This window comes from Limosilactobacillus albertensis, assembly GCF_014145555.1.
GTDB classification, from domain to species: Bacteria; Bacillota; Bacilli; order Lactobacillales; family Lactobacillaceae; genus Limosilactobacillus; species Limosilactobacillus albertensis.
On the sequence record NZ_JACIVD010000069.1, the window covers coordinates 76,838 to 103,833 of the forward strand.

Here is a 26,996-nt window from a genome sequence, read left to right on the forward strand (position 1 = left end):
ATAGAGTATTTACCAACTTAGTCATTTACTGATTTTGATGATGTAATCGTAAAAATGACAAAGCCAATTGCAAACAAGATACTTAGTGAAGCTGCACCGACTGTTGACTTCCCTGTCCATTGAGTGACGAGTCCCACGATAAACGGTCCGAGAATGGCAGAAAATTTACCAAGAATATTATAAAAGCCGAAGAACTCGCTACTATCATTTTTAGGAACAAGACGGCCAAAATAGGAACGACTTAATGCTTGCAATCCCCCTTGGCTCGTTCCAACCAAAATTGCTAAAATCCAAAAATCAGTTAAAGTTTGTAGTCTTAAGGCATAGATGCAGATGAAGAAGTAAATTACAATTCCTAAAATAATAATTCGCCGCGTTGAAAATTTATCGGCCAGCCACCCATATAAAATTGAAAAGGGCACGGCAATTAATTGAACTACAAGCAAAACTACCATCAGCATTGTGGTCTTAATTCCTAAGTCTTTTCCAATTACCGTTGCCATTGTAAAAATTGTATCGACCCCATCAATATAGAAGAAATATGCAACCAAAAACCAGGTCAGCTGTTTATATTGATTAATGTGATATAGCGTCTTCCGCAAACGTCGTAAACTGTCAATAAACGGATTAGACGCATTTTCAACACTATAATGCTGACGCCCGTCCTTTAACAACGGCCACCCAAAAATAATCCACCAGATTGCGGCAAGAATAAAACTAAATCGCGCTACCCCATAGCTGGTTAATAGTCCATTAAAACCATTCGTTAATTCTGCGACTAGGAAAATAATAAAAACAACGACACCGCCAAGGTAGCCCATACTATAGCCAGTTGATGAAACACGGTCCATCCGGTCATTATTAGCGACATCCGTTAAAAAGCTATCATAAAATAAATTTCCACCCGAATAACCAATAATTGAACCAATATAAACAACTAAAAGTAACTGCCAATGCTGAAGCGGAACAAGAGCGAGCCCGATTGTTAGGATAATACCAAGCCATGTAAAGAAATTAAGCCAGCGCTTCTTAGCATGAGGATAATCGGCCAAAGCCCCTAATAATGGTGCTAATAATGAAATAACAAGCGTTCCAAAACTATTTGCATACCCCCATAAGGCCGTCAAATCAGCTGCTCCAACACCAGCTTGGCCTGCTACCGCTTTAAAATAAACTGGTAAGACAGCCGTCACAACTAAAATTCCATAACCAGAATTTGCCCAATCATAAAGAATCCATTGCCACTGTTGTTTTGTAAACTTCACAACCTCACTCCTTAAAGATTGCGTCAATTGCCTGTCCAGCAGTTGGGGCTGGATAATGTAATCCCAAGATTTTGGCAAACGTTGGTCCTTCGTCAACTAACTGTGCACTTTCAACCGTTGCGCCACCCTTAATTTGCGGACCAGCAAAAATAGCCGTTGTATAGTAATTTGCTTGTGTCGGGCCATAACCATGGACACCACGATAACGGTCAGGAGTCCCAATTGATTTAGGATTAACCTGCTCAACAATAGCGGGGCGGTTTACTTCATCAGTAAAATAATATCCGGGTTTAGCTTCGACTAAGAATGTACACTGGGGATCTGCACCACGTTTAATTGCCGTTGCATTATCGTAAATTTTCTCTACCCCTTCAACACCGGCAATCATTTGCTTAAGTTTGCCACGATCAATTGCTCCCCGTGTATAGATATAAGTTTCACCATCGCATGTTTTAGCAGTAACTTGCCAGTTATCCCGATAGGTACTCTTGTGACCAAGGGGGTGAAGGAGGCCGTGGCTGGCAAATAGCATATTTAGGTGAATTATCTTATCAACATTAATCTGATAGTGATCACCGAGAACAACAAAATCTGTTTGATCATAAGTACTTGCATCTTTTGTCGCCTGAATTATCTTAGCCACTCGCTTATCCAAACGTTGTAAGGCTTCCCTAGCTTGGATCGACCGAACTCCATAACGGTGACGCATACTATCCATATCAACTAAATGAATCAGCGTTAAATCAGGCTGTTTATTTTTAATTGTATCAACCGCACATGCCGTTACGAAATCATCAAGCCATGGCTGCTTGATCCCATGCCGCAACTTACCATATTTCTTATTCATTTCATAAAGAAATAATGGACTGCTTGCTTTTAACGAAACCAATACCTGATTGGTCCAAATGCGATTAGGAAAAATTTCCGCAAGATTATAATTAATCTTACTACCAGCAGTTACAGGCCATAAAAATGCAGCAGTCGTTAACCCTTTTTTGCGGGCAATATCATATAACGGCATTGCTTTGATGTCTTTTCGATACCAGAACCAGTCAGGTGATTGGCGGCGCGGTTGTAGTTTTGTGTTATTAATAATTCCGTGAACAGCAGGATATTGTCCTGTAATGATTGAAGTATGAGACGGGTAAGTCAATGTCGGGAAGATTCCCGTAACTTTTTTCACCCAGGTTCCTTGTTTAATTAACTTTGCTAATGTTGGCGTTAATTGCCGCAATTCATTTAGGTCGCGAAATCCCAGTGAATCTAGCGAAATAACGATTAACTTGTGCTGCTTCATTAGTTCATCTGCTTTCTTTTCAAAGTCACCATCTATTTTAAAATAAAATCATGACTAATAAACAACTTTACAAGAGAAATCGGAAAAACATTTTGATAAGTATTACAATTCTCGTTATAAAGGCAGCCAGATCTTACCAAGTTAGCGAGGAGAATTTGATTCACAGTAATTTTTAATGTAAAATTAAGTTTCAGTTTTCTGTATTTTATCGAAAGGAATCATAATCATGCAAAATCAGTTACCAAAGGGAAAAGAACACGAGAAAACTCTCGGCCTTTTTGACCTTTCTATTCTAGGCATTGGCGCAATTATCGGAACCGGAATTTTAGTTTTAACTGGAATTGTCGCCGCGGAAGATTCGGGTCCCGCCATTGTTTTTTCATTTCTGATTGCTGCACTCGCCAGTGGGTTAATTGGTCTTTGTTATTCTGAACTAACAACTAGCTTGCCTAATTCAGGAAGTGCCTTTTATTATGCATGGGTTTCAATTGGTAAGTTCATGGCATTCCTTGCTGGATGGACACTTATTGGGGTTTATGTCACTACAACCGCTACAGTTGCCAATGGATGGACTGGATATGTGCAATCATTCTTAGAAGTTCTTGGAATCAACTTACCGCATAAATTGTTAGTTAATCCGGCAGCAGGCGGCTATGTAAATCTCCCTGCCGTCCTAATGATTCTTTTTATGACAATTATTTTGACGCGCGGTACCAGCGAAAGTAAATTCGTTAATAACTTTTTAGTTGGTGTTAAGATTTTCATCATTATCCTATTTATCGTTGTCAGTGCCCAGCATATTAATCCCGCTAATTGGCATCCATTTTTACCTTACGGATATAAGGGGATTTTCACTGGAGCATCTGCAGTTTTCTTCTCCTTCCTTGGTTTTGATGCCCTAGCTACATCTGCTGAGGACGCTAAGAACGTTGATAAAAATATTCCCCGGGCAATAATCTTATGCTTAGTCATTTCTACCGCCCTTTATATCCTCGTTAGCCTTGTTATGACGGGTGTTATTAGTTACAAAGACTTAAACGTTTCTGAAGCCATGTCGTATGTTCTCTTATCAAAGGGTCATAAGTATGTTGCCGAAATCGTTTCAATAGGTGCCGTTCTAGGAATTATGGCTGTCGTATTTGCCTTTATTTACGCTGGTTCAAATATTATGAAGTCAATGAGCCGGAGTGCCTTTTTACCTCAAGGATTAGCTAAGGTTAACGACAAAACACAAAGCCCTAACCGTGCCATTTGGTTAGTCGGACTGCTCTCTGCCATTTTAGCTGGTGAATTTGACCTGCATTATCTTGCATTAATTGCTAATATTGGGTCATTAGTTGTCTTTGCCTTAATTTCTCTTATTGTCATTATCTCACGTTATCGGTACCCAGAGTTGAAACGACCATTTAAGGTACCATTTGGCAATGTTATTCCAGTTTTGTCAGTATTAATTTGTATTGTTTTGTTAGTAAGCATTTCACTTAATGCTTGGCTAACATACTTATTATGGTTAGTAGTTGGATTAATCGTTTATTTCTGCTACTCGCTTCGTCATGCTAATGAATTTAATTTCAAAGACGAAAGTGACATTCCTGGTAATTAAAATAAGGTTCCAGAGTTCGGGGGTACCGAATACTGGAGCCTTTTATTTTACATATTATTCTGCGCTTCGGTTCTGCCGAGTTGTTTCGGCAAGGTGGACGAGATTCGTCACAAAATTATGCGTTTTAGCTTCATAATGATATTTACGACCAAGCTTAACAAAATAACCATTGATATAGTCAACTTCTACGGGACGATTGTGACTCATATCTTGATACATCGATGGATAATGATGCGGACAGCCAACTTTAGAAACATAGTTAACACTCTCTAATTCTTCCGCACGAGTATTAACTAGCTGAACTCCTGCCCGTTCACAGACGTCGTAAGCTTCATCGATTAATTGGCGGGATAATTCATCTGCTTTTTCAAATGCCGCATATTCACCCATTGTGATTTCAAACATTGTACAAAGGGTATTGACGACCGAATTAAAGACCACTTTTGCCATCAATGTTCCCATAAAGTCATCTTTAAGTGACGGATTAAAGTTTGCCTTTTTCAGTTCTGCCATTAACTCCTCGGTCTTTTCATCAGGCTTTTCTGTATAGTTAGCCCAATTAGTTGTTCCCATTCCACGTTCACCAACAAATTCAACTTCTCCTGGTTTCGTAAGGATAGTGGCAACTAATGCCGTCCCTGCAACAACCTTTTCTTTTGGGAAGTATTTCAATAGTTTTTCAACATGCCCCATCCCATTCATCGCTGTCATCACATATTGATCTTTAAAGAAGTGTTTGCAACGTTCCAACATATCATCTAGTTGCATTTGTTTTAATTCAAAGAAAACAAAATCTGCATCTGTAGCGGTATATTCTTCTGGCGTATAAACGTTAACCGGAACAAGATGTCTATTTTTACGTTCACGTGTTACATAAACCCCGCCTTGTTCTTTCATCTTGTTGTAATGAGGTAACCAGCCCTCAACGAAATCAACATCATTCCCTGCTTCTTGCAATAAAACGCCAAACCGTAAACCCATTGCACCGGCACCAACTACTGTAAACTTCATGATCATCTACTCCTTTGTATGACTATAAAAAAGCGCCCCTAGATTAATTACTTTAATCTAAGGACGCTTTTTGCGCGGTACCACCTTTCTTTGCCAACAACTCACGTTACTAGCCTCATATGTTCAATGCTGCCATTAAACACGTCAGCTATAATGGGCTGATCCCACCATTAATTACTAGTTTCATCATGGCACTCAAAGTGATTTTCGTTATAAGTAGATTATCCTTTTTCATCAGCCAAGGACTCTCTGCCAATCCGCCTATAATTACTCTTCTTTTCAACGTGTTTTATAATCATATTTTAATTTTTATTTAATATAATCTCTTGAATATAAAATGTCAAGAATAATTTTTTATAAAATCAGCTTGACATTCACCTTTTGTCCGCGTATTATAATGACAAATAAATGAGAAACAGCTTAGAAAAGATGAGTAATCTTAAAATCTTATTACAGAGAGTCACAGTTGATGAGATGTGATATAAGAGATTAAGATGAAGATGGTCTTGGAGCTTAACGAACCGCGAGTACCCTGTATAAGCGATTCACGATTGACGACCGATAAAACGTCTGGGTATAGCTTCCATTAGTGTACCTATTGAGGATGGTATTGCGAAATACTATCAAATTAGGGTGGTAACACGTTAATTAATAATGATTAATCAACGTCCCTAGGAAAAGTAGAAATATTTTTCCTAGGGACTTTTTTATTACTTCAATACCTGAACTCACCACAGATAGAAAGGATCGATTTACTATGACTGAATTTACTACACGCACTACTTCACCATTTCGCTACGATATCGTTGGAAGTTTTCTTCGTCCTCAAGAGCTAAAAGAGGCTCGTGCCAAATTTGCAAAGGGTGAAATTTCACAAGCTGACTTAACTGCCGTTGAAGATAAAACAATTATTGAGTTAATTAAACAAGAAGAAGCAGCTGGCCTTAAAGCAGTTACTGACGGTGAGTTCCGTCGTAGTTACTGGCATCTAGACTTTTTCTGGGGACTTCACGGTGTTAAGCACGTTAATTTAAAACATGGCTACTTTTTCCATGACGAAGAGACACGAAATGATTCGGCCCAAATCACTGGTAAAATTTCTGGTGAAAACCATCCCTTCGTTGAGCACTTTAAATTTACACGGGCACATGCTTCCGCTAATGTCCAAGTTAAGCAAACCATCCCCGCACCAGCCCAATTCCTAGAAGAATTTCTTCGACCAGAAAATCAAGCAAATGCAAAAGAGTTTTATCCAAACCAAGACGACTTGGATCATGACGTAGCAGCTGCCTATCACCAAGTTATTGAAGACCTTTATGCTGCCGGATGCCGAACTCTCCAACTTGATGACTGTACCTGGGGAATTTCTGTTAATGCTTTTGCCAACCTAAAGAAGAAAGATCCAAATGCTGATGTTTCACAGCTAGAGGCATTACAAGAGCGGTTCTTAAAAGTAAACAACGCAGCAATTGCTGATTTACCAGCTGATCTGACCGTTAATACCCATGTTTGTCGGGGAAATTATCATTCAACATGGGCTGCTGCCGGAGGATATGGTCCTGTTGCCGACAACCTTTTCACCCAAGAAAATGTCACGGCATTCTACCTTGAATATGACAGCGAACGAGCTGGGGGCTTTGAACCACTTAGCAAGGTACCTGACGATAAGTATGTTGTCCTTGGCTTAGTTACTTCAAAATCAGGAGAGCTTGAAGATAAAAAGGAAATTATCAACCGGATTCATGAAGCTGCCCAATTCCATCCATTAGATCATCTTTGTCTCAGTCCGCAATGTGGGTTTGCATCAACAGAAGAAGGAAATATTCTAACTGAAGAACAGCAATGGAAAAAGGTTGCATTAGTTCAAGATATCGCCAAAGAAGTCTGGAACTAACTACAAAGTTATATAAGCTTTTAAATCATCAAAGGGGATTAAGAGAATTATTATTTTCTCTTAGTCCCCTTATTGTTAACTTTATATCTTCTTATCTTAATTTTCGCCTGCTAAAACGCCGACCTTAGGCAAGTTAGCGAGAACACGATCCTTATGCGGCGAGTCTTTATATAAAGCATCCGTCAAATCGTTTCCTGCTTGGTGCCCATGGTGTTCTCCACCCTTCCATGCAGCAACATTAGTCACATCATATACTGTCCCGCTGACAGCTACATATGCCGGATTACCGTCTTTGCCATTAAACTTGTGTAGTTCGTCTAAAGTAAATGTCTTTTGCGTCATTGTAAAACACTCCTTTACCTAATCAGCCAACTTCCCAACTACCGGCAATTCAGCTAACAATTTTTCTTTGTCAGCTGAACGATCAAACACCAGCTCCATTAATTCCTTGGTACTAATCCCTTTTTTCGGTGCATCAGTAATATCATATACAACTCCACCGATTGCCATATAATGAGGCTTACCGTTATCACCATTATATTTTGCTAATTCCACACGCGAAAATTCTTTTGTAGCCATCAACAGTTCCTCCTAAAGATTATTACCAATTTAAATATAACACTACTATTTAATAAATAAACCTAAAAGCACTCAAATAGTTAAATAATAAGCATCAAAATAACGATTAAATTATAGTTAAATCTAGAAACTTAATACCATGTCTAAATGCGGAATATTGTCCTCAAGATATATAGCGGAAACTGGCTTAAAGCCGAACGAAGCATAGAAATCTTTAAGATATGCTTGCGCTTGGATCTGAATCATTTTATCTGGAAAAAGACGTTTTGCTTCGTCAATTGTTGCTTGAACTAGCTGCCGTCCATAATTATGTCCGCGAAATTGTTTTAATACTAACACTCGGCCAAATGTTGCATGGCGTTCATCTTTATCCATAATCCGTGTATAGCCCACTAATGCACCCTGGTCATTCTTCAGCATTAAATGATATGCCAAGTAATCTTGCTCATCAATTTCTTGATAAGGACATTCTTGTTCAACAACGAATACTTTTACCCGTTCCTCTGCTAATTTGCACCATTCTACAGCTGACATTTCACTTAATTTTTTTATTTCTACATTCATACCAAAACCTCCTGAAAATAAAAGAGTACTAACCAACTTCTTCATGTCATTATGACAGGCCCTAGTAGAAGATGGTCAGTACTCTTATTGCCTATAATCCGGGGACTAAAGGCGAGTTCTTATAAATATTCGAGTTTAGTATACCACTGATATAAAAACCTCTCAAATAGCAAATTAGTACCAAGCTGGTTTATCACCATCAGTACCTGGTTTATTTACCCCAAAGTTTTTACGTGCATACGGCGCGGGGTTATCAATAATTTTCGCTACAAAATTACCAATAGATTTGCGTGAGACCTCGGTTCCTTTGAATGCTTCTCCCTTTTCAGTTGTTTCATAATCAACTTCATCTTTATCTGTTAGCCAAGCTGGGCGGATAATCGTGTAATCAAGGGCAGAATTCTCGATGACATCAGCTGCACTTCGGTAGGTTCCCAAGTAGCTATCTTTTTGACCGCCACCCAGCATTTCATTATTCCATTCACCAAATTTGCCAGGCACTTCATCGTAAATACCGATTGATGAGATCCAGATTAACGGCTTAACAGCGTACTTTTCCATCAAGCTAACAATATTTTTCGCTTGTTGGGTAATTTCAGGGTTACGTAAATTAGCGTAAACAATATCTGCACGTTCAATTGCCGGTTCAAGATCACCGATGTTTAAAACATCCCCCTTAATGATTGTTTCACGACTATCATCGACAACATCTATATTTTGTGGGTGGCGAGTAAATAGTAATAATTTATCATCACCATTAGCTAATAATGCATCAATCGCATATCCAGCAATTTTTCCAGTTGCACCAAGAATTAAAACTTCTTTTGCCATAACTTATAACCTCCTCATAAATTCTACTTTTAGTATACTGTTTTCTTCATTGATTAAAAGTAAGTACTTTTAAGTAAGGTAGTTACATTCAGGTAAGATATTATTGATAGCCATGTGATCAGGGATTTTTAATTTTTTGTGTATTTTTTGCCCCACTGATTAATTGACTTAATTATCGGAATCAAACTTTCTCCTACCTCTGTTAGAGTATATTCAGTCTTAAGCGGAACTTCTGAGTACACTTGTTTCTGAATAATCCCCGCCTTTTCTAAATCTTTTAATTGAAGTGCCAGCAGTCGTTTTGAACAGTTAGGAATCAACTTCTGTAGCTCTGAAAAATGACATGGTCCATGCGTACTAATTTGATATATGATTACGCTTTTCCACTTTCCATTTATTAGCTTAAGCGTATTTTCGATGGGACAATCTTTTCTTATCATTTTTACCCCTTTCACTGGTGAAATAAAATTCACTTCTTGCATCTTTTTATCTTTAGGTTACTATTAGTAAGTAAATAAAAGCGAATATATAGGAGTGATTTTTATGAATTCACAATTTAATCTTTTTACGGCAAAGCGACGTTCAATCTATGCTCTTGGTAATAACCTTTCACAAGCACCAGAAGAGATTTTTGATTTAGTAAAAGAAACAATTAAAAGTTCACCAACCGCATTCAACAGTCAAACAGTCCGCGCAGTCGTTTTATTTGGTCAATCATCTGACAAAGTATGGGACATCGTTGAAGATACCCTGCATAAGATTGTTAAGGGTCCTAATGCTTTTGCAAAAACCAAGGAAAAAATTGCTGCCTTTCGGGCTGGTTACGGAACCATCCTCTATTTTACAGACACTGCAATTGTGCACCAATTAGAAAATGATTACCCATCATATGCTGATAATTTTGCTAACTGGGCTGAACAAGGACTCGGGGGAGCACAACAAGCTGTTTGGACCGCTCTCGCTGAAAATGGGATTGGTGCTAGTCTTCAACATTATAACCCATTAATCGATGATGCTATCCATCAAACATTTAATATCCCCGCCAATTGGCAATTACGTGCTGAAATGCCATTTGGGTCGATTGAAGCTGCAGCTGGAGAAAAAACACATCTTAATGACGAAGAAATGTTTAAATTAATTAAGTGATCTTGTTTTTCTTCACCTCCAATAACGTTATATAATTAAGTAGAGACGCTAAAGGAGGTATTTCGATGGAACAACACCCGAAAATGTATAATACAGGCGCCGATTATGCTCTATCAATTATTGGCGGCAAATGGAAATCAGTTATTCTCTATCTTTTAGCTGGTCACCCCCGCCGAACTAGTGAGCTTGTTAAGCAATTAGGTACCTCGTATAAGGTATTAGGTGACCAACTTCGGGAAATGACAGATGCTGGTCTCGTTGTCCGCAAAAGTTTTAATACTATTCCTCCCCATGTCGAATATCGCCTAACTGCTGAGGGTGAAAATCTTTATGCCGCCCTCCGCTACCTTAACTACTGGGGTGAAAATCGGGCAAGAATAACCGGCGATGCTAAAATTATGTGTACCGACGAAATGAAGCAAAGCGGTGATGATGGTTTGTGCGTTATCACTAAAAAACACCTTAATCATTGGAAACAAGAAATTGTAAAAAGCAAGGACTGAGAGATACTTCTATCTGAGTCCTTGCTTTTTTGAACTATTTAGTTTAAATGCTAACCACATAACGAACAAAATCATATATCCCGCCAGAATGACATGGGTATTCGTGACGATTGGGAAACTCTGAATATTGGTTTTACCTAGTGAAAGGGCACCAAAAATCTTGTTCATTCCTGCTGTGCCGGCAAAGATAAATAAGCTCCCCCACATTACTAACTGTGATACTATCCCTGCAATTGATGCATAGTAATAATTGACAATTAATGAAATATTATAATTATGAGTTGCTTTTTCGTAATCATTAATTGCTATTTTACGTTCGGCACCTGCGAAGCTACGAATAATAAATATGCCAATAAAATATGTCGGCAACCAGAATGTTAAAAGAATACCTATTGTAAGCATCACTAAATTAATTTGATAATTTTCAAAATGAAACAAGTGGTGAGTTTGCTTCACGAGTACCCCACCAAATACAAATGCGAATAAATAAGCAATGATCGTCCATGAATACATTTTTGTTCCATACAAAGCGCCAATAAAAACGGTGCTATATAAGGTCCAATATTGACCGCAGACACCATATAACATTATTCGCAGTCGTAAATGATTCGGATAGTGAAGTAATTGACGACGGTTTAAGATCAACACAAGAATCATTGTAATAAGGAAAATCAACAACAGCGCGCTTCCCCATTCAAGAGGTTGGCCAATTCCTAAGCTTCTTCCTAAGCGCAACAGCAGCATTGCCCCAAGTAACACTAATGCAAGTAAGTAATTAGCCCAGCGTAATTGAACGGGCCAGGGTTGGACTGCGCGTGGGGTGTCCCAAATAGATGCCATCGCACAGATAGTAATAATGAGCATTAAAGCAAAACTAATAGCAGGAGTCTTTATTTCAGCTACTATTCCCACAGCAACTAAAACGATCACCAGCTGAAATATTGGTTTAAGCCGCTTCTTTGGAGGAAGCAGTCCTTGTTTTCTTAAGCGTCCCTGCTGATTGATTGCAGTTGGAAATAATTGAGAAGCAATTCCAGCCCCAACTCCAGATAAATCCCACAAAATAGGCTGAAATCCACCAAATATCCCTAATAAGTAGCCAATAACTCCACTATAGAGGCCAATCCAAGCCAGACGCTGATAATCATACTCTAGGTCACGACAGAATAATAAAATTGTATGACGAAAAGCATAAAAAATAGCAAATGGTAACGCACCTACAAAAATATCAGATTGTCCTTTAGTAAGTGAAATGTACACTATAAAGGGCATTAAATTTAATAATAAGCTACAAACACCCGTGAATTTTTCTAATCTTTTCATTTTCATCGCTCTTAATGATGATCAATTGCGTCATTTAATTTCTTCCGATTTACTAAGAATATAATAATAATTAGCGGAATAATGAATAACATTACCGGATAGAAATATTTAACCGGTAAGGTGCTATCAATAATTCCACCGATAATCGGACCTAATGTCATTCCAATATCGAGTCCAAGGAAAAATGTCGAACTTGCTAATCCACGCTCAGTATCCGGCGCTAACATCATTGCTGTAGATTGACAAACAGAGTAAATAATTCCATAGCCAAATGCCATCCCCGCAGCTGCTAGTCCCATTTCAATATTAGTCTTCATGACAGTTAGCATAATTAAGTAAAAGATGGTTGCAACCGTACTTAAAACTAGCCAAGGCTGAAAACGAACCGTGTCAAACTGATTCCGTAAGAACAACCGACTTAGTAAAAGGACTACTGCATAAATCAAGAAGTAGGCACCAACAGCAATTGATAAATGTCGCTGCTCGGCATATTCAACAATATCTGCTTGCGTTGCAAAATAAGGAATAGCAAATAATGCCACGATCAACGCTACAGGAACTGCATCACGCTGAATAATTTTAATATGCAATTTTTTCTTTTTATCTACTGGCTGTTTAATAACTGGGTTAGCACGATTACCAACAAATTGAACCGTTATTACCACCATTAGTGCTGAAATGGCAGAAACAATAATTGCTGTCCGATAGCCAACCACCTTATATAAATTAATTGAAACAGCCGGCGCACATGCCATCGCTAAGGCGTTCATCAAGCCATAAAAGCTCATCGCTTCACCTACATGCTTAATTGGAACCAAGTAGGCTAACCACGTTGTCATACAAACGGTACATAGCACATATCCCAGCCCATTAACTAGCCGAAACAGTAATAAAAGGCCGCTATTAGGAGTTATTACATAGCCTAATACGCCTAGAAAACATAACGTACCCCCAATAAAGGATAAACGGTATTTTGAAAAGTGATCAGTTAAGTTACCAGCGATCGGCCGCAAGAACATCGCTACAATACTCATCATACCGACAATAATCCCTGCAAAAGCGCTAGATGCGCCTAAGTCTTGAGCATACCCATTAATTAACGGGTTGCAATACATATTACTAAACATAAAAAAGAATGAAGCCGCCATTACTAGCCGAACATCTTTTGAAAAAATTCTCTCTTTTTTTGCCATCAATTCTCCAGCTTTCTCTGCAATTATTGCTGTTTAACTTTTATTTTCTATCATACAACCATTTTCGGTATATCCATAATTTCCCGGGAAATTAACAAAAAAAGAAACAGGTTTTTATTTCCTGTTTCTCAATATTCTCATAACATTCTATTTTATTACTGTAATGAATCCCATGCTGGTAAAATATCTGGTTTGCTTGCAGCTACTTTCTTCACCCGATCACTGAGGTACTTTTTATTAATAACTGCCTCATAAGTATATTCCTCAAACCAGTCTTGCGTCATAACAAAGTAACCATTATCACCGTTATCTTTGCCCCAACTATTTTCGATCTTCCACCGTGTTGGTTGGTCATTCACCATATCGAAGCCAGTTAATGTCATTGCATGTGAAACAACACCCTGTTTAGTTTCTAGACGATGCTTTTTATCCATTACAAAATCAACATCAAGCAGTTCTTCACGGTGATATAGCTTAGCATCCATCAATCCCCGCTTACGATCCATTTGTTGGAGAACATCATTACCAACCCAAACAGTTTCGCCAGCCTTCAATTGCTTAATAGCCCCTTCTTGTAATTCTTCAAAAGGAACATTGACAAATTTAATTGGCAATCCGTCAACAACACTATCTTGGGCCGGCATTAAGTAACTACGATCCATTTCATGATCAGGAGCATTAGTAACTACAATATAATCATTTAAGTTCGTGTCAAAATATTCATGATAGAACTTCAATGGTGTCAAGCCAAGAACTTGATGAAACTTTTTATCATCATCACGGTATTCAAGGTCAAACTTTGCAGGCGGTTCACCAAACGAGTAAGCTGCAATCTTATAAACGTCACCCATCATTCGCTCTTGTGCTTCTTGTAATTCCTTTTCACTTGCATTTGTTTGAACCATCGTCCGTAATTCAAGCGCATCTTTACGCATCAAACTGTCAAATACTTCTGCAACATCCGAGGTATCCTTGGTATTATGGGTATCCGGCATTACATATTCAGGGACGACCCCATATTTTTCAATAATGGAAGCTGCATTAGCCCATTGTCCGCCATCATTTAATGCAAAACTAAAGTAGAAATCAACGGTGCGATCATGCAAGGGCTTATCTGCTGTTGCAATAATCTTTTGGAAGAACATATTTGCCCGTTCAATTCGATCCCAGAAAAACAAGTAATTTTGTGATAATTCAAAGTCCTTAAACTTATATTTTGTTGCAAATTTATGGCGAAGTGTATTTAAGGCCGCAAATGACCAGCAACGTCCACTATGCCGTTGATTTGTTGGCTTACCAGTCTTAATTTCATAGGAAAATGCCCGATGAAGGCGTTCACTTGATGCTGGATCTTCACTTGATGCCTTGATTCCATTCTTTTGTATTGCCCGGGCAATAATTTCTGCATCCTTACGGGAATGGAATTCTTTCTTTAATTTTTCAACCATTTTTGACGTTAAATCATGTTCTTCAGTCACAATAAATCCCTTCTTTGTATAAAATTGTTAAATGACTCATACACTATTAATGATACCGCACTTTATATAAAATTATTGAACTAACGGCCTCTTCCTTGCTTTTTATAATTGCTATTCCTTTCGTACTTATAAAAAGTAAGCTATAATTATGTTAGTAAGTCATCTTTACTTATAAATTGTATCAATTGCGTTAAAATTTTATTTAGGAGGTCGATTTTATGAAAAAAGTATTTGTTGTCGGCGGTTCAGGTCGTGTTGCTACTGATTTAATCAAAGATTTGGTCGCCACTGGCAATGAAGTTACTGCCGGTGCTCGTCATCCAGAAAAAGTGATTAAACTAAATCATGTTACAGCTATTGAATTAAATTTACATGATAGCGTTGAAAAAATTGCTGAATTAATGAAGGGCGTAGATACAGTTTACTTTGTTGCTGGATCACGCGGTAAGGATCTGCTCCAAACAGATGCCATGGGCGCGGTTAAAACAATGCAAGCCGCTGAAAAAAATGGTATTAAACGTTACATTATGCTGAGTTCCCTCTATGCTCTACAGCCTGAAATGTGGTCAAAGGTTCCATCATTAGCAGGTATCATGGACTACAATGTAGCTAAGTTCTTTGCTGATAATTACCTTGTTTCTAACACTGATTTAGATTACACCATCCTTCAACCAGCAAGCTTAGTCGAAGAGCCTGGGACAGGTAAAATTCAGGTTGGTGAGGGATCTGCTACCACTAACCCGATTCCAGATGTTGCACAAACTTTAGCAGATATTTTACAACATGACAATACAATCGGCCATGTAATCATGATGCGGAGCGGTAATACGCCTATTGAAGAAGCATTAGCTAAAATTTAAATTCATTTTACAGGTTGTCGGCTAGTCTAGAATAACGTAAGATTAGTCTACAACTTTTTTCTATCTCAAAGTCAGCTAATAGTTTAGCTAATTTTTCTAATCAGCCGTATAATAAACATTAAAAACATATTAAGAAGGGGACCTTACGTATGGCAGAACTCGAACGTTTTTATAATACTTTTCAACCAGATCATTATGATGTCTTTATTGATGTTAGTCGTGCAGAAAAAACAATTAATGGTAAGACGACAATTACTGGTAATGCAAGTACTCCTAAGATTGCAATTAACCAAAAGAATTTGCAGGTTACCAGTATTCAATCTAATGGTCAAGAATTAAACTTTAGTGTTGATAATGATGCTGAAGCGGTTTGGATTACCCTTCCTCAAACTGGCAAGGTAACTTTTACGGTTACTTATAATACCAAGCTGACCGATTCAATGATGGGAATCTATCCATCATATTACGAAGTTAACGGCGAGAAAAAGCAGATCATTGGGACACAGTTTGAAACGACTTTTGCACGGCAAGCATTTCCTTGTGTTGATGAACCAGAAGCAAAAGCCACTTTTAGTTTAGCAATTAAATTCGATGAACATCCTGGTGAAACCATCATTGCCAATATGCCAGAAGATCACGTTGAAGATGGTGTCCACTACTTTGAGCCAACTGTCCGAATGTCCACCTACCTTGTTGCATTTGCTTTTGGTGAGCTGCAAAGTAAAATGACCACAACAAAGAGCGGTGTTAAAGTCGGTGTCTTTGCTACTAAGGCTCACCAACCAAAGGAACTTGACTTTGCGTTAGATATCGCTAAACGGGCAATTGATTTTTATGAAGACTTTTACCAAACACCATACCCCCTTCCTCATTCATGGCAGCTGGCCTTACCAGACTTTTCTGCTGGTGCAATGGAAAACTGGGGATTAGTAACATATCGTGAAGCTTATTTGCTGCTCGATCCAGATAACACTTCTCTTGAAATGAAACAATTAGTCGCAACGGTTATCACACACGAACTAGCCCACCAATGGTTTGGTGATCTCGTCACAATGAAATGGTGGGACGATTTATGGCTTAATGAAAGTTTTGCCAATATGATGGAATACGTTGCTGTTGATGCCCTCCAACCCGACTGGCATATTTGGGAACTTTTCCAAACTTCAGAAGCTCCAATGGCATTACAGCGGGATGCTACTGACGGCGTTCAATCAGTTCACGTCAACGTTAATAACCCAGCTGAAATTGATGCCTTGTTCGATGGTGCTATTGTTTACGCAAAGGGATCACGGATGTTAGTAATGGTCCGCGCCCTTTTAGGCGACAAAGCGTTGCGTGAAGGTCTTAAGAATTACTTTGCCGCTCACAAATACGATAATGCAACCGGTGCTGACTTATGGAAGGCTCTCGGTGATGCATCAAAACTTAACATTGGCAAGATTATGAATTCGTGGCTCGAACAACCAGGCTATCCCGTGGTAACCGCACAAATCGATCAAAACGGTGACTTAGTACTATCACAGAAACAATTCTTTATTGGTGATGGTAAAGATGTTGGCCGTCAATGGCAAATTCCGCTTAATAGCAACTATGACGCTGCTCCACAAATTATGGCTGATAACTCCATTAATCTTGGTAATTACCAGTCATTGCGAGAAAGTAACGGTCATCCGTTCCGCCTAAATGTCGGCAACAACTCGCACTTTATTGTGAAATATGATGACACATTATTGACTGATATCCTTGACCATACCGATGAATTAGATCCAATTTCACAACGGCAGCTTTTACAAGATCTACGTTTACTTGCTCAAGGACAACAAGTATCCTATGCTTCATTAATCCCATTGATGACTAAGTTTAAGGATAGTAAGTCATCAATTGTTAATGCAGAACTTTATCAAATCGCGAATAACTTAAAAATGTTTGCGGCACCGGGGTCACCTGCAGAACAAGAACTGCGCCAATTCTTTGACTTCTTAAGTAAAGATCAAGTTGCTCGGCTCGGGTGGATGCCACAGGATGGTGAAAGCAATGATGATCAATTAACACGGCCATATGTAATTAGTGCTTCACTATATGCCCACAATACTGATTCAGTTGCCAAAGCACACCAGATTTTTACTGATTATCAAGATAAGCTTGAAAGTCTTTCGGCAGATATACGTGGCTTTATTTTAAAGAATGAGGTTCAAAACTATGGCAGTGAATCACTCTTTAAGAAATTAGTTACTGCCTACCAGCAAACCGCTGATGCTAGTTATAAGCAAGACTTACGAATGGCAATCCCAAGTACAACTGACCCTGCGCTTATTAGTAAGGTTGTTAGTTACTTTGAAGATGCTAATGTTGTCAAACCACAAGATCTCCGTGCATGGTATCGGGGTCTCTTAGTTAACAATGCTGGACAACAAGCTGCTTGGAACTGGCTTCGTGACGAATGGCAATGGTTAAACGATACAGTTGGCGGCGATATGGAATTTGCAACGTTTATTACTGTAACCGCTGGTATTTTCCATACTTCTGAACGATTAAAAGAATTCAAGGATTTCTTTGAGCCAAAAATCGATACACCAGGCTTAACCCGCGAAATTAAAATGGATATCAAAGTAATCGAAAGTAAGGTTGCGCTAATTGAAAAAGAGCAAGATGCTGTAAACGAAATGATTGCCAAAAGCTTAAGCTAAATAATATATCAGCAAAAAAAGAACTATAACTGTGGAATTATTTGTTATAGTTCTTTTTATTTCACTCTCATCATCATTTTTATTGTTTAATATCCGTATTTATCGTATACTTCAATTGTTGGGGTAGGAATCCCAGAGTCATTGTCCAGCGGAACGGAATGTGAACGTTGGAAGGAAGCTTTCGCGCTGCTTTGGTTTTCCGCATTCACCATAAACGGAAACGTCAATGTGTTCCCTGACAAATTTTTTATAAGGGAGTGGATTGATGATGTCTACGTTATCTTTTACCGGACCACGGTTTACAACTAAAAACCTAACCTTAGCAGCGATGTTGATTGCTTTACAGGTTATATTGGAAAAACTCTCAATCGGTGATCCGTCAGTATTAAAATTTAGTTTCGGCTTTGTTGCAACTGCCCTTCTCGGGTACTGTCTCGGCCCATGGATCAGCGCCTGGGCAATGATCGTTGCGGATATAATTAGTAATACTATTCTTAGTTCAGGCAGCTTATTTTTCCCTGGTTTTACTTTATCGGCCTTCATTTCTGGAATAATCGCCGGAATGTTTTTATACCAGCAACGAATTAGTTGGCAGCGAGTATTGGTATATGAATTTTTCCAAATTCTGCTTACAAACGTGATTGGAACAACTCTCTGGCTCTATCTAATGAGTCTAAGTTCTAGTAGTAGCAACCATACTTTTATGGCATTATTATTTATCCGTCTTCCGAAAGAACTTATTACTTGGCCGATTGAATCACTGATCGTTTTAGTCATTCTACGTCAAATATCACGAATGAATTTAATTACAAAGAATCATGATTAGAAAAATGAAACCGACTGACATCGATAATATTATGACTGTTTGGCTAACAGCTAATTTAGAGGCTCATCCTTTTATCGACTCCAAATACTGGTATCAAAATGCTTCCGCTGTTAGAAATGCGATTCTGCAAGCAGAAGTTTATTGTTTTGTCGACAATCTTGATCAAGTTAATGGTTTTATTGGTCTCCAAGGAAGTTATATTGCGGGACTATTTGTCGCTAAGCATTATCGATCGCAGCATATCGGAACCACGCTACTTAATATTGCTAAAGAAAAGCACCATGTTTTAACCTTAAATGTGTATATGAAAAACCAGGCAGCAATTAATTTTTACTGTCACAATGGCTTTAATATTACCAAGCATAGCGATATTGAAGCTGAAATGACATGGTCTAAGATAAAATAATTTAAACAAAGTATTGCATTTTAAAAGAATTAGGTTAAAATACAATTAACAAAATAAAAAAGCGATGAGAAAGAAGAGTAACTAGTTGTATTCGTTCAGTGAACCGATGATAGTGAGAAATCGGTCGACCCTACGCTAGTGAATAACACTTTCGCGAGTGCTGCCAACCCAAATGAGTTTACTTAAAGTAGGCTTGGCCGGATCTGGACCGTTACCTTACCAGCAGAGCATTATAGCGTGTTCTTGAGGAGGTCTAGATATTTCTAGACAATTTGGGTGGTACCGCGGAAAAAAGCCTTTCGTCCCTTAGTTTTAGGGAACGAAAGGCTTTTTTAATTCATTCCTAAATCTAATATTTAAGGAGTTGTCTATTATGGACTTAACTATTCCAGCGGATTACGATCCACGACTTTCAATTCGAGAAACAGAAGCAGCTATTCGATACATTCGTGAAACATTCCAAGATGAATTTGGTAAAGAATTAAACCTTCAACGGATGTCAGCGCCGATGTTCGTTGAAAAAAGCACTGGACTAAACGATAACTTAAACGGCGTCGAACAACCGGTGTCTTTTGAAATGAAGGACATGTCTGGAGAAACAGTCGAAGTTGTCCATTCATTAGCTAAGTGGAAACGGCTTGCTCTTAAACGGTATGGTTTTGGAATGCACGAAGGTCTTTACACCAACATGAACGCTATTCGTAAAGAAGAAGACCTCGATAACTTCCACTCAATTTATGTCGACCAATGGGACTGGGAAAAAGTTATTGCTAAAGAAGAACGGACGGAAGAAACATTAAAAGATACTGTTCGAACGATCTTCAAGGTGATTAAGCATATGGAACATGAGGTTTGGTATAAGTTTCCACAAGCCGTATACCACCTGCCTGATGAAATTCACTTTGTAACCACCCAAGAACTTGAAGACCGCTGGCCAGACCTAACCCCAATGGAACGTGAAGATCGAATCGCTAAAGAACTTGGCGCAGTCTTTGTAATGAAGATTGGTGATAAGCTAAAGCGCAGCGGTAAGCCTCACGATGGCCGGGCACCAGATTATGATGACTGGAGTTTAAACGGTGATATTATTTTCTGGTATGAACCGTTACAACGGCGGATTGAAATCTCCAGTATGGGAATCCGAGTTAGTCCTGAATCAATGAAGTATCAGCTCGAACAGGCTGGTGCAACTGATCGTGAAAAATTACCTTTCCATAAAATGTTGCTCAATGGCGAATTACCATATACAATTGGTGGAGGAATTGGTCAATCACGCCTCTGCATGCTCCTACTCGGTAAGGCCCACGTTGGAGAAGTACAAGCAAGTATCTGGCCAGAAGATATGATTAAGAAGTGTGAAGCAGCACACATTCAGATTTTATAATTTAAGGGAGAGTATAGAAGTGGAAACTATTACAATTAGTCAAGCTCCTCAACACGTTGGGGAAACTGTTAAAATTGGTGTTTGGTTAACTGATAAGCGTTCAAGCGGTAAGATTGCATTCTTACAATTACGAGATGGAACCGGCTTTTTCCAAGGAATTATCCGCAAAAATGATGTTTCAGAAGAAAAATTTGATTCTGCAAAACATGATCTTCACCAAGAAACTAGTTTTTGGGTAACTGGTGAAATCGCTGAAGACAAGCGTTCAAAGTTTGGTTATGAAATCCATATCAAAGACTTTGAGATTGTGGGTGAAAGTGAAGAATACCCAATTGGTAACAAGGAACACGGTATTGACTTCTTACTTGACAATCGTCACTTATGGTTACGTTCACGCAAGCCATGGGCACTAATGCGGATCCGCAGCCGCGTTAAGCTTGCAACAATGGAATTCTTTGACAAGCATGGTTTCACCCAATTTGATGCTCCCGAATTAACCGGTAGTGCTCCAGAAGGTACTACTGAATTATTTGAAACAGATTACTTCGATCGGTCAGCTTACCTTTCGCAATCTGGTCAGCTATATGAAGAAGCTGGAGCAATGGCACTTGGTCGTGTTTACTCAATGGGTCCAACTTTCCGGGCTGAAAAATCTAAGACCCGTCGTCACTTAATGGAATTCTGGATGATTGAACCAGAAATGGCTTGGATGCATGAGGATGAAAGCGAAGAAATTCAAGAACAATACATCGCCTACCTAATTCAAGACTTAATTGACCACTGCGCAACCGAGTTAGAAATGGTTGGCCGAAGCGTTGAAAGTCTGAAGCCGTTTACTGAACTTCCTTACCCACGGATCACCTACAAAAAAGCGATTGAAATGCTTAAGGAAGGCGGCTTTGACGTTGAATACGGCGCTGATTTCGGTTCACCAGAAGAAACCTACCTTGCCGACCAATTCAAGAAGCCAGTCTTCATCAAGAATTATCCAAAAGAAATCAAAGCATTCTACATGCCACAAGACCCAGATGACGCTCGTCAAGTTATCTGTGCCGACTTGTTAGCACCAGAAGGCTATGGTGAAATCATCGGTGGTTCCGAACGTGCATATGACTACGAATACATCACTAGCAAGCTAGAAGAAAATGGTTTAAGCAAAGAAAACTATGGCTGGTATGATGACTTACGGAAGTACGGTTCAGTTCCTCACTCCGGATTTGGAATGGGCCTTGAACGATTCCTTGCTTGGATTACCCTTCAAGATCACATTCGGGAAAACATTCCGTTCCCACGGATGCTTAACCGGTTGAATCCATAAAAGGTTAAAAATTACCACGATAAATATTATTTTAAAATATCAGCCCTCTTCATTTACTAGCGAGAGGACTAAAGAGTTGAGATTTTTTCTCAGCTCTTTTTTCTTTCTTGAAAAGAGTATTTCAATGGCAAAAAAACTTAAATATGATAATTAATCATACCAACTTATAATCTCACGGAGTCGTTGAACGTAATCACGCCGCAGTTGTGCAGGTGCAAGAACTTTGATTTCACTACCGTATGATAATAAATATGTCAACAAATACTGATAATCTTCATGAATATAAGTTCCGATTAACCTATGACCTTTCAATTCCATCCCCGGATAGTGATTTTTCAAAAAGCGCTCACATCCCGCCATGGTTAGTTCACATTCAAAATTCACCTTTTGCTTATTCTTCTGTTCTTGACGAACGCGATGGTCAAACTCGTCGAAAGTATATGGTGCATCTTTGGGTAGTTTCTCATACTGCACTAATAAATCACACCGGTAACGAAAAAACTTGTTAGTCTTTACATCAATTCCTTCAACAAACCAATTTCCGCTACGATATAGTAACCTCCGCAATTGCGCTTCTTGTATTATTTTGTCAGCTTGTTTTGCTCGAAACCGAACTAATTTAAAATCTAAGATTGCCTCTAACAACTGATGCAACAGGTCATTATGATGAACAGGGGGAATCCGATAATAGTCAACAGCTTGTTCTATCCGATTAACTACCTTCCTTTGCTTACCAGGCAACGAATTTAATAGCCGCTTTGCAATTCGGGGATATGATTGCTGAAATGGATTACTTGTAAGAAGACGAAGGGCATCGATAGCAAAAAAGATTGCCGAAATTTCGCTGCTTGTAAAGTTAATTGGGATAAGCGGCTCCTTATTTAGTAAATGGTACCCGCCATACTTTCCCGGCTCACTATATATTGCTAGCCCTACTTCTTCTAATGCTAGTAAATCACGTAGGGCTGTTCGCTTTGAGATCCCAAACTCATGCATTAAATCTTTTAAATTAAAATAATGATGATTATCTAAGTAACTTATCTCTTGCACTAATCGTTCTGCTTTTTTCATTATTTTCCTCTTATCGGTGTCATTTTTTGTCACCTTTAAATTTTATAATAATTATGAAATAAGAAAAGAGGTTTTATAATGAAAACACTAATTATTAATGCTCATCCAGATTTCACTAATATTGGTGACCACTATTCACTGCAACTACAACAACACTTTATAAAAGGTGTTCAAGAAAAATATCCAAATAACGAAATTACTATTTTTAATTTATATCAACAAGAGATTCCACGACTCGATTGTACCGATAAGGGATTGTTTACAGCATGGAATACAGAAGATACTAAAAATGCACAGATTATTTCGACCCAGCAAACACACCAAAAACTACTATCTCAATTTTTAAGTCACCACCGGGTTGTAATCACGCTTCCTGTCCATAATTTCAATATTCCCTCACGACTAAAGGACTATCTCGACAATGTTATGATTGCTGGTAAAGCATTCCGCTATGTCCACAATGGTTCCGTACCATTACTAACTGATGATCGTAAACTCATTGTGTTACAAGCCAGCGGATCCATCTATACTCAAAATGACCGTTATACTAATCTTGATTTTTCCGTACAATACCTAAAAGAAATATTTACTAACATTATGGGATTTAATTCTTTTGAGCTAGTACGAGCACAGGGAACTTCAACGAGTTACTGGAATGAACATTCTCTTAAGGAAAGTTTTGCAAACCTCAATAAAAAGATGGCGGAATTTTATAGTTAGACTAATAACCCCCTTATACTTAGTCTTTTTCTTTCTTGAAAAAAGCCCCCTGGGTATCAGATGACTTTGCTATTTCATCTATACACTCAGAGGGCTTTATAACATAAAGCAGTTCCGCTTTCCTTAGAAAAAATATATTCAATTACTAGCTATTCTTCACCATAAAATCCAACAATTGGTACATAACTCGCTTATTTTCAGCAGGAACACCATGCGCAATAATCTCAGCACCCGTTTGATGCAAGTCATTATGGTCCAATGGGTATTGATCATCGTTAACTGCAATCTCGCGAACATTGTCTGGACCTGGCTCAAAGTGGAATTGGAGGCCAATTACGTTACCATTCATAATAAATCCTTGGTTTTTAACCAAATCACTGCTAAATAACAGGTCTGCTTGGTCTGGAACTTCAAACATCTCTTCGTGCCAATGTAAAGCAGTTAACTTTTCAGGAATGGCAGAGATAAGATTAGTCTTTAGGTATACCGGTGCCCATCCAACTTCCTTGTGGGGTGCTTTTTTAATCGCATACCCTAACGTTTTTGCAATCTGCTGTGCCCCATAACATGCTCCAAAAATAGGTTTATGTGCATCTAACAATTGCTGAATCAATACTCGCTCTTGCTTAATCCATGACAAGTCATCATTAGGACTCATTGGCCCGCCAAGAATAATCAACATATCGGTCTCGGTAGCTGTCGGAAGGTTACCAAACTGATATGGATGATAAATATACATCTCATGACCATGATCCTGTGACCATTGCTGAATTGTTCCGGGTCCTTCATTAGGTGTATGTTGCAAAACATTGATTCTCATCGAATATCCTTTCCGTCGACGGCAATGTTGGGCTAGGTATCGCCTGCAAGTACCTAAGATATTATTGTTATACCATTATAAAGAAGTGTTAACAATGTATTTATTCCCAGTATTCCTCATATTTGCTGGATGCACCAGTAGAAGCATCAACGTCAGCCTTTCCATTATGCTCCCACTTAAAATTGAACGTTGGCTGGGCATCGTTTTCGATGTAATCAACCGTCACGATCATTCCAGAAAAGAACCACCCATCATCAAAATTAATATGATAGTTAATTCCGTCTTTCTCAGTTACAACTGTCGCATTATCTAAGTTATCTTCAACAGCATAGCCCTGCTTGGGACTATGCTTAACATTATGCGGCTGAACTGTTTTGCCGTAAAGCTTTATCCCACTGCCACTTGTCAGATTCAAGTTCTTCTTAAACCACTGACTAGCATTATCTGTAATAATCAGTTGCATTTTAATCGCTCTCCTCTCAAGAACACTTACTAATAATAAGATACAATAATTAAATTATTAACTCAACAGCCAAAATAATAGCCCCTACTATTAACACTAAGCTAGTCCCAGCGATTAAAATGTGGCGCCATACCTGTTGACGCACCTGTTTTACCTTTTGCTGGCGATATTGTGTAAGAATTGCTTTTATCCGTTGTTGGTTTTGCGGTTGAAAATCATGCGTAAGAAAACTTATTTCCCGTGATAATTGGACCTTATTAAAAAACCACTTAACCTGTGAATAATGTGGCTTAATAAACTGACTCCTTGTTATCCACCGCGGATTACTAGTTCGGACTGGCAGAATTAAAATTCTAATAACCATCGCTGGTTTTATTTTTGCTTTTCCCTCATGATAGTGCGAAACTGGTACATTTATTAACGCCCCTAGTAAAATATCTCGCCACTCCCCAGGATGGTGACGACGATGCTGATCCAAGGGCTGTTGAAGATCACGGGCTAATTGATAATTTCCCATCTTGCCATCCATAAATTGTACTTGCACCCAATAATACCATTGGTTAGAGTCGTGGGACCTTTTTCGTCTTTTCACTTTTGGCTTTATTTCTTGATGATACAAAGCCCGCTTTGAAAATGACCAATTCCGTGTATCCGGCTCTCTCATTAACTTTCCCCTTTTCCATGATAATGCCACGTTAAATTGCTTGTGTTTATAAAAACTACAATTTAAAATAATAACAAAAATTGAATCATGGTGACTAAAATGACTAAAAAATTATTACTTCTCTCCACCGGTGGCACAATTGCGTCAGTTGTGTCAGATGAGGGACTTGCTCCCGGCGAATCTGGTGAAGAATTAATCAAGATGCTTGGCCGACTTGAATATGATATTACTGTCCGCGATATTTTAGAATTAGATTCTTCAAATATTCAACCGGAAGAATGGAAAATTATTGCTGAGGCGATCTATGATCATCGAAACGATTATGATGGAATCGTTGTTTCGCATGGTACAGACACGATGGCTTACACTGCATCGATGTTGACGTTTATGCTTCAACACCTTAACATCCCCGTAGTCTTAACCGGAAGCCAGGTACCAATGAATGTGATTCTTAGTGACGCGCCTGATAATTTACGGCTAGCTTTCACAGCGGCCGCAAATTGTGCCCCTGGTGTCTATATCGCCTTTAACCGCAAAGTGATGCGCGGCTGCCGAAGTGTGAAGGTCCGGACAACCGCTTTTGATGCCTTTGAAAGCGTTAATGTCCCACCAGTGGGCGAAGTAACCTCTGATGGTTTTTCCTTAAAAGACCACCGCGTGCCTCAATCTGGCGAATGTCAGTTAAATACAAAGATTGACACCCACGTTTCACTCGTAAAACTTTTCCCCGGCTTTGATCCTGCCCTCCTCCATGCTATGGCTAAAAACGGTTGTCATGGTATTGTTATTGAGGCCTATGGATTGGGTGGAATGACCTCAATCCGTCGTAATATGGTAGCTGCCGTTGGCGAACTTATTCGCAACGGAATTCCAATCATCACGACCAGCCAGTGTCTTTACGAGCGCAGCGATCTGACCAAGTATGAAGTCGGACGGCTAGCATTGCTTGAGGGAGCTATTAGTGCTCGGGATATGACCTCTGAAAGTGCGATTGCCAAATTAATGTGGGGGTTAGGTCAGGGGATGGACGTTAAAGCCATTACTAATTTCTTTGATATGGATGTTGCGGGCGAAGTTACCCTCGACTAAC

General features: G+C 38.8%; 27 protein-coding genes, 1 riboswitch and 3 other annotated features. Of the genes, 12 read left to right on the forward strand and 15 right to left on the reverse strand.

The window, feature by feature from the left end:
* Positions 1–17 precede the first annotated feature (17 nt).
* Both H5S41_RS08950 and H5S41_RS08955 read right to left on the reverse strand, forming a co-directional pair.
* Positions 18–1,265 carry an MFS transporter gene (locus tag H5S41_RS08950; protein WP_182603033.1) on the reverse strand — a complete coding sequence of 416 codons (1,248 nt, stop codon included), beginning with the start codon at positions 1,263–1,265 and terminating at the stop codon, positions 18–20.
* Positions 1,266–1,269: 4 nt separating this feature from the next.
* A complete protein-coding gene (locus tag H5S41_RS08955; protein ID WP_182603034.1) occupies positions 1,270–2,562 on the reverse strand; it encodes an alkaline phosphatase family protein in 1,293 nt (430 codons plus the stop codon).
* 226 nt (positions 2,563–2,788) lie between these two features.
* Between H5S41_RS08955 and H5S41_RS08960 the strand changes: the two genes are divergently transcribed.
* Positions 2,789–4,165: an APC family permease gene (locus H5S41_RS08960; RefSeq protein ID WP_182603035.1), complete on the forward strand. Its 1,377-nt coding sequence runs from the start codon at positions 2,789–2,791 to the stop codon at positions 4,163–4,165.
* Between the two features lie 54 nt (positions 4,166–4,219).
* Here H5S41_RS08960 and H5S41_RS08965 read toward each other — a convergent pair whose 3' ends face one another.
* Positions 4,220–5,176, reverse strand: a complete 957-nt coding sequence (locus tag H5S41_RS08965; protein ID WP_182603036.1) for a ketopantoate reductase family protein — start codon at positions 5,174–5,176, stop codon at positions 4,220–4,222.
* Between the two features lie 56 nt (positions 5,177–5,232).
* Positions 5,233–5,468: a binding site (T-box leader), on the reverse strand.
* 120 nt (positions 5,469–5,588) lie between these two features.
* Positions 5,589–5,852 (forward strand) — a binding site (T-box leader).
* Between the two features lie 81 nt (positions 5,853–5,933).
* Between H5S41_RS08965 and H5S41_RS08970 the strand changes: the two genes are divergently transcribed.
* Positions 5,934–7,070 carry a 5-methyltetrahydropteroyltriglutamate--homocysteine S-methyltransferase gene (locus tag H5S41_RS08970; RefSeq protein WP_182603037.1) on the forward strand — a complete coding sequence of 379 codons (1,137 nt, stop codon included), beginning with the start codon at positions 5,934–5,936 and terminating at the stop codon, positions 7,068–7,070.
* 96 nt (positions 7,071–7,166) lie between these two features.
* Here H5S41_RS08970 and H5S41_RS08975 read toward each other — a convergent pair whose 3' ends face one another.
* From H5S41_RS08975 to H5S41_RS08995, 5 genes are all read right to left on the reverse strand, one after another.
* Positions 7,167–7,412 carry a cytochrome b5 domain-containing protein gene (locus H5S41_RS08975; RefSeq protein ID WP_182598513.1) on the reverse strand — a complete coding sequence of 82 codons (246 nt, stop codon included), beginning with the start codon at positions 7,410–7,412 and terminating at the stop codon, positions 7,167–7,169.
* Positions 7,413–7,430: 18 nt separating this feature from the next.
* Positions 7,431–7,649, reverse strand: a complete 219-nt coding sequence (locus H5S41_RS08980; protein WP_182603038.1) for a cytochrome b5-like heme/steroid binding domain-containing protein — start codon at positions 7,647–7,649, stop codon at positions 7,431–7,433.
* A gap of 123 nt (positions 7,650–7,772) precedes the next feature.
* Positions 7,773–8,213 (reverse strand): GNAT family N-acetyltransferase, encoded by a 441-nt coding sequence (locus tag H5S41_RS08985; protein ID WP_182603039.1) that lies wholly within the window; start codon positions 8,211–8,213, stop codon positions 7,773–7,775.
* Between the two features lie 174 nt (positions 8,214–8,387).
* A complete protein-coding gene (locus H5S41_RS08990; RefSeq protein WP_182598510.1) occupies positions 8,388–9,044 on the reverse strand; it encodes an NAD(P)H-binding protein in 657 nt (218 codons plus the stop codon).
* A 128-nt stretch (positions 9,045–9,172) separates the two neighbouring features.
* Positions 9,173–9,484 (reverse strand): winged helix-turn-helix transcriptional regulator, encoded by a 312-nt coding sequence (locus H5S41_RS08995; RefSeq protein WP_182603202.1) that lies wholly within the window; start codon positions 9,482–9,484, stop codon positions 9,173–9,175.
* A 103-nt stretch (positions 9,485–9,587) separates the two neighbouring features.
* Between H5S41_RS08995 and H5S41_RS09000 the strand changes: the two genes are divergently transcribed.
* A complete protein-coding gene (locus H5S41_RS09000) occupies positions 9,588–10,190 on the forward strand; it encodes a nitroreductase family protein (RefSeq protein WP_182603040.1) in 603 nt (200 codons plus the stop codon).
* Positions 10,191–10,255: 65 nt separating this feature from the next.
* Positions 10,256–10,693 carry a winged helix-turn-helix transcriptional regulator gene (locus H5S41_RS09005; protein WP_182603041.1) on the forward strand — a complete coding sequence of 146 codons (438 nt, stop codon included), beginning with the start codon at positions 10,256–10,258 and terminating at the stop codon, positions 10,691–10,693.
* 9 nt (positions 10,694–10,702) lie between these two features.
* Here the strand turns inward: H5S41_RS09005 and H5S41_RS09010 are convergent, their stop codons facing one another.
* The 3 genes from H5S41_RS09010 to H5S41_RS09020 form a co-directional block, all read right to left on the reverse strand.
* Positions 10,703–12,016 carry a hypothetical protein gene (locus H5S41_RS09010; protein ID WP_182603042.1) on the reverse strand — a complete coding sequence of 438 codons (1,314 nt, stop codon included), beginning with the start codon at positions 12,014–12,016 and terminating at the stop codon, positions 10,703–10,705.
* Between the two features lie 11 nt (positions 12,017–12,027).
* Positions 12,028–13,209 (reverse strand): MFS transporter, encoded by a 1,182-nt coding sequence (locus H5S41_RS09015; protein ID WP_182603043.1) that lies wholly within the window; start codon positions 13,207–13,209, stop codon positions 12,028–12,030.
* Between the two features lie 155 nt (positions 13,210–13,364).
* Entirely contained in the window at positions 13,365–14,687 is a 1,323-nt protein-coding gene (locus tag H5S41_RS09020) for a C1 family peptidase (protein ID WP_182603044.1), read from the reverse strand.
* A gap of 218 nt (positions 14,688–14,905) precedes the next feature.
* Here H5S41_RS09020 and H5S41_RS09025 point away from each other — a divergent pair, with 218 nt between their 5' ends.
* The 6 genes from H5S41_RS09025 (at position 14,906) to asnS (ending at position 22,168) form a co-directional block, all read left to right on the forward strand.
* Complete coding sequence (locus tag H5S41_RS09025) at positions 14,906–15,547, forward strand: NAD(P)H-binding protein (RefSeq protein WP_182603045.1); 642 nt, start codon at positions 14,906–14,908, stop codon at positions 15,545–15,547.
* 149 nt (positions 15,548–15,696) lie between these two features.
* Positions 15,697–18,234 (forward strand): M1 family metallopeptidase, encoded by a 2,538-nt coding sequence (locus tag H5S41_RS09030; protein ID WP_182603046.1) that lies wholly within the window; start codon positions 15,697–15,699, stop codon positions 18,232–18,234.
* Positions 18,235–18,351: 117 nt separating this feature from the next.
* Positions 18,352–18,447, forward strand: a riboswitch (THF riboswitch).
* Positions 18,448–18,502: 55 nt separating this feature from the next.
* Positions 18,503–19,060 (forward strand): folate family ECF transporter S component, encoded by a 558-nt coding sequence (locus tag H5S41_RS09035; protein WP_182603203.1) that lies wholly within the window; start codon positions 18,503–18,505, stop codon positions 19,058–19,060.
* Between the two features lie 4 nt (positions 19,061–19,064).
* Entirely contained in the window at positions 19,065–19,466 is a 402-nt protein-coding gene (locus H5S41_RS09040; protein ID WP_182603047.1) for a GNAT family N-acetyltransferase, read from the forward strand.
* A gap of 55 nt (positions 19,467–19,521) precedes the next feature.
* Positions 19,522–19,776: a binding site (T-box leader), on the forward strand.
* Positions 19,777–19,839: 63 nt separating this feature from the next.
* A complete protein-coding gene (gene asnA, locus H5S41_RS09045; protein WP_182603048.1) occupies positions 19,840–20,850 on the forward strand; it encodes an aspartate--ammonia ligase in 1,011 nt (336 codons plus the stop codon).
* 19 nt (positions 20,851–20,869) lie between these two features.
* Positions 20,870–22,168 (forward strand): asparagine--tRNA ligase, encoded by a 1,299-nt coding sequence (gene asnS / locus H5S41_RS09050; RefSeq protein WP_182603049.1) that lies wholly within the window; start codon positions 20,870–20,872, stop codon positions 22,166–22,168.
* A 150-nt stretch (positions 22,169–22,318) separates the two neighbouring features.
* Here the strand turns inward: asnS and H5S41_RS09055 are convergent, their stop codons facing one another.
* Positions 22,319–23,239, reverse strand: coding sequence for a helix-turn-helix transcriptional regulator (locus H5S41_RS09055; RefSeq protein ID WP_182603050.1), 921 nt, complete (start codon positions 23,237–23,239; stop codon positions 22,319–22,321).
* A gap of 78 nt (positions 23,240–23,317) precedes the next feature.
* On the opposite strand from H5S41_RS09055, the gene H5S41_RS09060 reads away from it, so the two are divergent.
* Positions 23,318–23,959: an FMN-dependent NADH-azoreductase gene (locus H5S41_RS09060; protein WP_182603051.1), complete on the forward strand. Its 642-nt coding sequence runs from the start codon at positions 23,318–23,320 to the stop codon at positions 23,957–23,959.
* A gap of 145 nt (positions 23,960–24,104) precedes the next feature.
* Here H5S41_RS09060 and H5S41_RS09065 read toward each other — a convergent pair whose 3' ends face one another.
* From H5S41_RS09065 to H5S41_RS09075, 3 genes are all read right to left on the reverse strand, one after another.
* Positions 24,105–24,779 carry a type 1 glutamine amidotransferase gene (locus H5S41_RS09065; protein WP_182603052.1) on the reverse strand — a complete coding sequence of 225 codons (675 nt, stop codon included), beginning with the start codon at positions 24,777–24,779 and terminating at the stop codon, positions 24,105–24,107.
* 100 nt (positions 24,780–24,879) lie between these two features.
* Positions 24,880–25,242: a HesB/YadR/YfhF family protein gene (locus H5S41_RS09070; RefSeq protein WP_182603053.1), complete on the reverse strand. Its 363-nt coding sequence runs from the start codon at positions 25,240–25,242 to the stop codon at positions 24,880–24,882.
* Positions 25,243–25,291: 49 nt separating this feature from the next.
* Positions 25,292–25,906: a DUF7679 family protein gene (locus H5S41_RS09075; RefSeq protein ID WP_182603054.1), complete on the reverse strand. Its 615-nt coding sequence runs from the start codon at positions 25,904–25,906 to the stop codon at positions 25,292–25,294.
* Between the two features lie 99 nt (positions 25,907–26,005).
* On the opposite strand from H5S41_RS09075, the gene H5S41_RS09080 reads away from it, so the two are divergent.
* A complete protein-coding gene (locus H5S41_RS09080; protein ID WP_182603055.1) occupies positions 26,006–26,995 on the forward strand; it encodes an asparaginase in 990 nt (329 codons plus the stop codon).
* The last annotated feature ends 1 nt before the right edge of the window (position 26,996 follow it).

What these genes read in the sequence shown, in the direction of transcription:
- H5S41_RS09015 (WP_182603043.1), bottom strand. Translation starts at nt 13,209, where the DNA reads ATGGCAAAAAAAGAGAGAATTTTTTCAAAAGATGTTCGGCTAGTAATG.
- asnA (WP_182603048.1), top strand. Translation starts at nt 19,840, where the DNA reads ATGGACTTAACTATTCCAGCGGATTACGATCCACGACTTTCAATTCGA.
- H5S41_RS09080 (WP_182603055.1), top strand. Translation starts at nt 26,006, where the DNA reads ATGACTAAAAAATTATTACTTCTCTCCACCGGTGGCACAATTGCGTCA.
- H5S41_RS09060 (WP_182603051.1), top strand. Translation starts at nt 23,318, where the DNA reads ATGAAAACACTAATTATTAATGCTCATCCAGATTTCACTAATATTGGT.
- H5S41_RS09000 (WP_182603040.1), top strand. Translation starts at nt 9,588, where the DNA reads ATGAATTCACAATTTAATCTTTTTACGGCAAAGCGACGTTCAATCTAT.
- H5S41_RS09075 (WP_182603054.1), bottom strand. Translation starts at nt 25,906, where the DNA reads ATGAGAGAGCCGGATACACGGAATTGGTCATTTTCAAAGCGGGCTTTG.
- H5S41_RS08970 (WP_182603037.1), top strand. Translation starts at nt 5,934, where the DNA reads ATGACTGAATTTACTACACGCACTACTTCACCATTTCGCTACGATATC.
- H5S41_RS08990 (WP_182598510.1), bottom strand. Translation starts at nt 9,044, where the DNA reads ATGGCAAAAGAAGTTTTAATTCTTGGTGCAACTGGAAAAATTGCTGGA.
- H5S41_RS08985 (WP_182603039.1), bottom strand. Translation starts at nt 8,213, where the DNA reads ATGAATGTAGAAATAAAAAAATTAAGTGAAATGTCAGCTGTAGAATGG.
- H5S41_RS09035 (WP_182603203.1), top strand. Translation starts at nt 18,503, where the DNA reads ATGTCTACGTTATCTTTTACCGGACCACGGTTTACAACTAAAAACCTA.
- H5S41_RS08980 (WP_182603038.1), bottom strand. Translation starts at nt 7,649, where the DNA reads ATGGCTACAAAAGAATTTTCGCGTGTGGAATTAGCAAAATATAATGGT.
- H5S41_RS08995 (WP_182603202.1), bottom strand. Translation starts at nt 9,484, where the DNA reads ATGATAAGAAAAGATTGTCCCATCGAAAATACGCTTAAGCTAATAAAT.
- H5S41_RS08960 (WP_182603035.1), top strand. Translation starts at nt 2,789, where the DNA reads ATGCAAAATCAGTTACCAAAGGGAAAAGAACACGAGAAAACTCTCGGC.
- H5S41_RS09010 (WP_182603042.1), bottom strand. Translation starts at nt 12,016, where the DNA reads ATGAAAAGATTAGAAAAATTCACGGGTGTTTGTAGCTTATTATTAAAT.
- H5S41_RS08965 (WP_182603036.1), bottom strand. Translation starts at nt 5,176, where the DNA reads ATGAAGTTTACAGTAGTTGGTGCCGGTGCAATGGGTTTACGGTTTGGC.
- H5S41_RS08955 (WP_182603034.1), bottom strand. Translation starts at nt 2,562, where the DNA reads ATGAAGCAGCACAAGTTAATCGTTATTTCGCTAGATTCACTGGGATTT.
- H5S41_RS08975 (WP_182598513.1), bottom strand. Translation starts at nt 7,412, where the DNA reads ATGACGCAAAAGACATTTACTTTAGACGAACTACACAAGTTTAATGGC.
- H5S41_RS09025 (WP_182603045.1), top strand. Translation starts at nt 14,906, where the DNA reads ATGAAAAAAGTATTTGTTGTCGGCGGTTCAGGTCGTGTTGCTACTGAT.
- H5S41_RS09065 (WP_182603052.1), bottom strand. Translation starts at nt 24,779, where the DNA reads ATGAGAATCAATGTTTTGCAACATACACCTAATGAAGGACCCGGAACA.
- H5S41_RS09055 (WP_182603050.1), bottom strand. Translation starts at nt 23,239, where the DNA reads ATGAAAAAAGCAGAACGATTAGTGCAAGAGATAAGTTACTTAGATAAT.
- H5S41_RS09005 (WP_182603041.1), top strand. Translation starts at nt 10,256, where the DNA reads ATGGAACAACACCCGAAAATGTATAATACAGGCGCCGATTATGCTCTA.
- H5S41_RS09070 (WP_182603053.1), bottom strand. Translation starts at nt 25,242, where the DNA reads ATGCAACTGATTATTACAGATAATGCTAGTCAGTGGTTTAAGAAGAAC.
- H5S41_RS09040 (WP_182603047.1), top strand. Translation starts at nt 19,065, where the DNA reads ATGAAACCGACTGACATCGATAATATTATGACTGTTTGGCTAACAGCT.
- H5S41_RS09030 (WP_182603046.1), top strand. Translation starts at nt 15,697, where the DNA reads ATGGCAGAACTCGAACGTTTTTATAATACTTTTCAACCAGATCATTAT.